This is a genomic window from Spirulina sp. 06S082 (assembly GCF_034932145.1).
Lineage (GTDB): Bacteria > Cyanobacteriota > Cyanobacteriia > Cyanobacteriales > Spirulinaceae > CCY15215.
Genome location: NZ_JAYGHV010000441.1, coordinates 1 through 6,929 on the forward strand (window position 1 = coordinate 1; position 6,929 = coordinate 6,929).

At 40.9% G+C, this 6,929-nt stretch carries 5 protein-coding genes; 1 reads left to right on the plus strand and 4 read right to left on the minus strand.

What is annotated here, in order from left to right; genetic code table 11:
• The 3 genes from VB714_RS26375 to VB714_RS26385 all read right to left on the minus strand — a co-directional run.
• On the minus strand, positions 1 to 643 hold a 643-nt coding region (locus VB714_RS26375; protein WP_323228242.1), incomplete at its 3' end, for a pPIWI_RE module domain-containing protein.
• Positions 644 to 645: 2 nt separating this feature from the next.
• Positions 646 to 4,095, minus strand: a complete 3,450-nt coding sequence (locus tag VB714_RS26380) for a hypothetical protein (RefSeq protein WP_323228243.1) — start codon at positions 4,093 to 4,095, stop codon at positions 646 to 648.
• Entirely contained in the window at positions 4,085 to 5,581 is a 1,497-nt protein-coding gene (locus VB714_RS26385; RefSeq protein ID WP_323228244.1) for a hypothetical protein, read from the minus strand. Before VB714_RS26385 ends, VB714_RS26380 begins: the two co-directional genes overlap by 11 nt.
• A 49-nt stretch (positions 5,582 to 5,630) precedes the next feature.
• On the opposite strand from VB714_RS26385, the gene VB714_RS26390 reads away from it, so the two are divergent.
• Positions 5,631 to 5,822 carry a hypothetical protein gene (locus VB714_RS26390; protein ID WP_323228245.1) on the plus strand — a complete coding sequence of 64 codons (192 nt, stop codon included), beginning with the start codon at positions 5,631 to 5,633 and terminating at the stop codon, positions 5,820 to 5,822.
• Positions 5,823 to 5,838: 16 nt separating this feature from the next.
• On the opposite strand, the gene VB714_RS26395 is transcribed toward VB714_RS26390, so the two are convergent.
• A partial coding sequence (locus VB714_RS26395) for a peptidase domain-containing ABC transporter (protein ID WP_323228246.1) occupies positions 5,839 to 6,929 on the minus strand: 1,091 nt, incomplete at its 5' end.

Genomic DNA, 6,929 nt, shown 5'->3' on the forward strand with positions numbered 1-6,929 from the left:
AACCTTGAAAAATTTCCCGACCTGCAATTTGTCGAGCAATATAATCGACAAGAACAAAGAAAGAATAGTTATCATTACCTTTAGTAGAACCATTTCCATATTGAGACCAAGGTAAAATTTGAGATTGAATTGGCTTCACGACAACCAGTTTTCTTTCTGCGTAAAGATTTTCTAAACATTCAATTGTCTGAGAATCTACCTCCTCTTTCTCTGCATAGGGTTTGAGACAACCAATAATCCAATTATCAAGAAGAGGATATAAATCATCTTCTATTTTTTGCTTCTCCCCATCTTCTAAAAAAGCAAAAGGCTGAGGTTTACCATATAATCTGTATAATCCCATACTTAAATCAATTCTTGAAATTTGAGGAAGAGAAACTTCTATTAAACCTCTTAACCAAACATAAGGAAGATTCTTTTTCTTTGGCTTGATTTTAGAAAAAACTTCAATCGCGTCCTTTGTCCAATAAATAATAAAGCCATCGATTGTAACAGGCTCTATATCATTTGGAATTGTAAACGCAAGGGGGACACGGCGTTTACTTTTAGCATCTCCTAGCTTGACATATTTTTGCAATTCTGAATTCGTGATATCCATTGATTTATCTCCAATTGTTTGAGTTTGAGCTAATTTGTTATCCACGTTTACATCTCCAATAAAAACATGGAATCATCAAAGTCATCGTCCTCGTAAATTGAGTCAGATTGATGGTGTAAATTTTTAGGATATTTCACCCTTTTTATCTGTCCTAATGGTTCGAGAAAAGCTCCATAAAGTTCGTGATAAATTGCACGAATTACTGGATCGGGATGCTCCATACATTCTTGAAGAATCGCAAACATTTGCACGAGCATACTATCTTTGGGAGTATCTGTTTTATCCTCAGCCGATCGCGGTGCCCAAGCTGCATCGACAAAGTAAACCGATACCGGACATCCATTCCGCATTCCCCGTCCGATGGTTTGCAAAATCGCCACCATTTGATTTGCGGTAAAGGGTTTAAATAACTCCTCTCCGAGACGACTGGCCATGAGTGGTTCTTGTAACAGTCGGCGAGCAGTTCGATAAATGTTAGATCTTACTGTAGTCCATTCCTTAGATATTTTAGCCAACATCGCCTTAATTTGCTCTTCAGACATCTCAGTTAAATTTATATCCTCAAAAATGCGGCGATCGAATTGTTCGGTATCCCGTCCTGCTAAACCGTACAAAAGCTGCATATCATCCATCGAAGGATGAGGACGAGTGAGAAAGTAAATCGAGCCGATCGCAGCATCTCGCTCTCGTTTTCCTTGGGTAAATACGATATTAACACCCCGACCGATCGCACTCATGGGAAATACAATGATATCGCAGTTTTCATCATCTCCAAGAGCCTCACATTGAGCGGAGGTGACATAATCTGAAGGTTTTTCTCCCTCCTCTAGATATTTCACAACAGCTTTGGTACGCTGGCCAATATTGGGATGATGGCGATCTAAATGCTGTTTGATTGTGCGTGCTTGTGCGTAACTATTGACCACAAGTGTAGCTTTGCGATAAATGTTTTCTCGAATATTAAAACCCTTAATCGATTTGTAAATTTCCGAGTCTTCTCCTCTCTCGACAAGACGATCGACCATTAGTTTGAGGTTGCGATCGCGTAAATCTCCCGCACCGCTATATCGTAGAGGTTCATCCCCATTTTGCGAGTCCGGAAACCATTGGAAATAATACCGACTTTCTTCAGTTTTACGTTCAATTTCGCCAGTTTTGGCTTTGAGGAGATAATGAGGATTGCAAGGAATGTGATAAGTGGGACTCGCTTCTAAAAACGATGTTGCTGAGGTCATTAATACCGCAGGTCCGGATAATTTCCCATCTGACTCGAGCAAATGATGAAATCGGTACATTAACATTCTCGGCGCACCGACAAAAGTAATGTAGGATAATTTAATATTGGAAAGACTCGTTCGCGTTGTTTTTGCTTTTTCGAGGCTATATTTGACCCCAGAAAGCGATCCGAGAACATTTTCAGGAATGTAGCGACGAAGATCGAGACTCGCTGGGGACTCCACAATAGATTCTCGAATGAGCCCTTCTGCAACCATTGTTTTTGTTCCCGGTACGATGCGCTGATAGCTCAAAATCGTGAAGGTAATACAAATTAAGAGTTTGATAGCATCTTGGCTAACAGATGGGCGCTTTGTTTCAGGAAAACAAAAATTGAGAAAAAGATTGGCAATATCTTCTACAATTGTATCTCGCTTTTTGATCGAATCTTCTGCAAGATATCGCCGAAAATAACGAATTAATTGTTTCCATTGATTTTTGAGATATTCGCGATCGCACATTAAAATCCGCGCTAATCGATCGGCTTCCGATAATTCATGGGATTCAAATCCCGTGCGATCGTAAAACGCAGAATAAGCAGCTCTTTTCCACATCGCTGTTAGTGCGTGACTCCTCCGAAAGCCAGAATTCACCTCCTCTTCTTGAATGCGATCGCGTCGAGATTTTTTCTCAAAACCATCCAGAAGTTCGGTAATAATTCGAGAAACCGTTAATAATTGATGTTCGAGTCGATCTCTCACTCGAGAGGAAACTTGATGAATGGCAGTAACGAGAGAAGTATTATAATTACCAAACTCGGAAAGATTGCGGCTGTAAAGTTCAATTTCTGGATGGTAAAGATAAAAATTTTCATCCCCTGCAAAACGACTGAGAATCTGTTTTTGAATAACATGATGAACCGATTCTTTTGTTCCCGATAAATTGAGCGCGACTGCGCCACGATCGTCGAGATTTGCTTGCACCATATCGGCTTCATCAAATACAACTACATCAAAAGTGCGAGCAATTAATTCAAAATAACGAATTTGTTCGTCGATCGCATGAATGGGAACGGAAGTATCCATTGAAAGAACGTGACCCACCCAAACATCAGCATCAATGAGGTCGCGAGGCGCTTTATTGCGTCCGCATCTCGTCCAAAGCGGACACAAACATTGTTTGTGCTTTCCCGTTCTCGTCGTCCCTTGTAAAACACTCTGACAGGGTGGCGCATCTCCAAAACCCCACAGGGACTTATCTCCACTAGAAAAGGCGGGTAACACGCAATTTGCTGCAAAAGAATCCGCACCGGGAAGCGTCCATGCAAAACCGCCTTGTCCTTTTGAAGCAATGGTTTCAGCAATGCGATCGCCGTGTCTCTTTCGAGTCATGGGATTTTGACCGACAAGCATTCCCACTTTAGTTCCATGAAAAGAGAGGACATCCATATATTGCCGAGAAACTTCAATGGAAGGAAAAACCAACATTACTTTATAGCTCTGTTTTCCCAGCCAAATTGCAGCCAGTGTTAAAAGCGTTGTTTTTCCAGAACCCGGAAGCCCAATGAGATGTTTTAATCCTTCTAGGACAATAGCATCATCTTCTCGCAATCCTTTTCCAATTTCTGGAACTTGTAAGGAAATGCGATCGAAGCGGTTTTGCCAATTTCCGCGCCGTCTTTCAGGATACTGTGCTTCAAAAGCATCCATTTCTATTGCTAATTCTCTCAATTCTGACAAAGGAATGTAAATTTCTCCTCGGGGTTGACGTTGGAGTTGATGGGTGCGACGAGAGGGAAGAGGAACGGAAATCGGATCGATCGGCAAGCGCAAAGATGTAGAATCATCACCGAGAGCGATCGCCATTGGTTGACGAGGATTGGCAATAGTTCTGGTATAAACTTCGTGGGGTAAAGGTTGCGAGAGAATTCGCTTGGCTTTGGTAATATTGGTATCTTCAAAAGGATTAGTTCGTGTAAAGGTTAATTTTGTCGGATCGGGATCGATCTGATAAGAACCTTCTGTGTTATTGCGATAGTGATAATCGTTGTAGAGTGCAACTGCGTGCTTAATTCCTTCATCTGTCACATAGGCTAAAGAAATTTGACGCATATTAAAAATAGCTTGGCGAACATTTGCTGGTAAAGCATTAGAAATACTCGCCATTCCCGACATGAGAGCAGGTGTGTGTTTTAAAGAATCGATCTTAAAAGATTCTTCCATAAGGACGCACAACCAGCAGATACGATTGTTTCCCGTCCAAAAATCAGGTTTAATTCGCATTTTTGACCTCTTTTAATAAATCGAGAACTTCGGAAACAGATTTAATTTCTAAGCTGACAGGATCGCCTTTTTTATCGAGGGACGATCGCAGAATATCCAAATAACCATCTGTATTTTTAACTATGCGATCGCTCGCGGCAATGATGCGTCGGCGATAATGAATTAAACCGCCAATTGTGCGATTGAGACGCATAGCTAAAGAAATCGGACTGTTATAGGATTTTGCATCAATCCCAATGGCATAATTATTAATTGATACATCGCAAAGATCGGATTCGGGATAAAGTTGAGCATCTAAACCATATTCTCGAGCGCGATCGAAAATATTGATTTCATCAATTGCTGGTGCTGTCCAATAGGTTAAAATTTGGGGTTTAACAATGAGCAATCGTTCTTTTTGAGGATCGAGTTTCTCCAATACCATTGGATCGGAATTTCCTTCACACAGTCGAATTGGACAATAACCTTCAGAAAAATGGGGATGAGGGTGCATTAGCGTTCCGCAATCTGCACACCGATGAGCCAGACCTTTAATTAACCACACTTCGGGAACTTCAACGAAAAAATCATTGATTAACATTCCTTGTAATGGTGTTAGTTCATGTTCGATCAGATACTCGATTAATTTTGTTTCTTCAATCAGAGAATATCTGCCAACCAGTTCCCGTAGAGCAGTATAAGCAAGATGTTTTCGCTTTCCTCCTAGACGTTCAGTATTTTCTTTTAAACGCTTATATAAGCGATATTCGATAACATTATCTTCTCCAAATCCTCCACCCGAGCTTCTGGCGATTTCCGAACATTCTGAAGTGGGGACTCGTAGATCGGGGTCAATTAAAACAGCATCGCGAAAGCTAAAATCAGATTGTTTAAATACATCTAATCCCCATTCATCTGAATGTAAAGTATAACGGGAGCGATCGAGAACATCGTGAATACAAGCAGCGCGATCGCATAGTTCCTCTTCAATATAAAGGCGACCTAAGTTATACATTGCTTGGTGTAATGTTGCGGGTACGCTGCGATCGTCTTGGCGTACAATTTCAATCTCATCTAAAATTCGAGTATATTGCTGAAGAATACCTTGTGCGAGAAGAACAACGGCATCTTTTGCCAGATCGTTAAGATTATTTTTAGATACAGGGAAAGATTTGATTTCTTGGGGAGATATCGCATCCGTTACTGTAGACTCTGCAAGAATTTTCTGTTCAAGGGTCATATCGTCAAAAGAAGGAAGAATATCTGCGATCGCGTTTAACGTCCAGCCTTTTTTTAATAGAAGCAGGGTTTCCAATCCTTCCAAAATTTGGCGAAATTTAAAGTTCTCTCCTTTTTCATGTGAGAAAACTCCTTTAGAACGCCATGCTCGTACATTTCTGATATTAGGAGAATCTAAAGATAATTTTAAATCTCTGCTTTTGCGCTCTAACTCTTGGATCAGAGCTTTTGCTGTTCCCTGCCAGTCTCGTACATTTTCAAAACTCATCTGTACTTACATCAAACTAATGACACCATTATAATGTGTAAGTATTGATTTGACAAGAGAGACTTCCAAAATTAGCGATCGCCCTCCTTTGATAAACTGGCACAGAGAAATCAACTGGCGATTAATGCCAGAAATTCGTCAATTGGAAGATATGGAGCAATTAGAGGCAATTTTGACGGCGATTAAATCTATCGAGGCGATCGCGCAATTGCGTCAGATTTGCCAATCTTTTAGTGATTGAGTGCAAAACAGTAAATTTATTCCTGGTTATTTTTCTGTCTTTCGTAAAGAGAAAAATATAATCCTTTCATGTTTAATAATTCTTCATGGGTTCCTTTCTCAATTAAAACGCCTTTTTCCATCACTACAATTAAATTAGCATCTTTTAAGGGATCGAAGCGATGAGCTATCATCAATACCGTGCGATTTTTGGCAAATTCTTGTAAATTTAGCAAGACTTGTTGCTCTGTTTCTGCATCTAGCGCACTGGTGGCTTCATCTAATATGACAATAGGTGCTTGAGAGAGAAACAAACGTGCTAAAGTAATGCGCTGTCTTTGTCCTCCTGACAAAGCCGTTCCTCGCTCTCCGACGTTGGTTTCGTAACCGCGAGGCAGTTCGCTGATAAAATCGTGAGCAGAGGCTTTTCTGGCGGCTTCTACGACTTGTTCGGCGGTAATATCGGGATGACCAAAAGTAATATTTTCTAACACTGAGGCATTAAATAAGAAATCATCTTGCAACACTACATTAATTTGTTGTCTCAAAGAAGCAAGATCGGCACTTTTAACATCAAATCCATCTAACAAAATTCGTCCCGATTCTACATTATATAATCGCTGTAACAGTTTGGATAGAGTGCTTTTTCCCGATCCGCTTCTGCCGACAATACCGACGAACATTCCCGGTTGTATCGTGAAAGAAATACCGCGAATAATCGGTTCTTGGTTTGCTTTGTAGCGGAAAAAGACGCGATCGAATACAATTTGTCCTCGCAGGCGCGGCAAGACTAAACCCGATCCAGTTTCTGCTTCTGGTGCCACATTCAAAATATCTCCAATGCGGTCTACAGAAAGCAAAACTTGTTGCAAATTTTGCCATAATTGTACCAGGCGCAATAAGGGGGCTGTGACGCGACCGGAGAGCATTTGAAAGGCGATGAGCATTCCAATGGTAAATTCGCTTCCAGGTTCGCGACTAATGACTAATTTTGCCCCATACCAAAGGATTAATAAAGAGGATAAGTTGGTGAAGAAACTGCCGATATTATTGCTAATATTAGAGGTGGTTGAAGCGCGAAATCCCGTGCGAATATAACGCGCAAATAATCCTTCCCAGCGATCGCGTG

Coding starts and splice junctions, on each gene's coding strand:
- VB714_RS26380 (WP_323228243.1), bottom strand. CDS start 4,095: ATGCGAATTAAACCTGATTTTTGGACGGGAAACAATCGTATCTGCTGG.
- VB714_RS26385 (WP_323228244.1), bottom strand. CDS start 5,581: ATGAGTTTTGAAAATGTACGAGACTGGCAGGGAACAGCAAAAGCTCTG.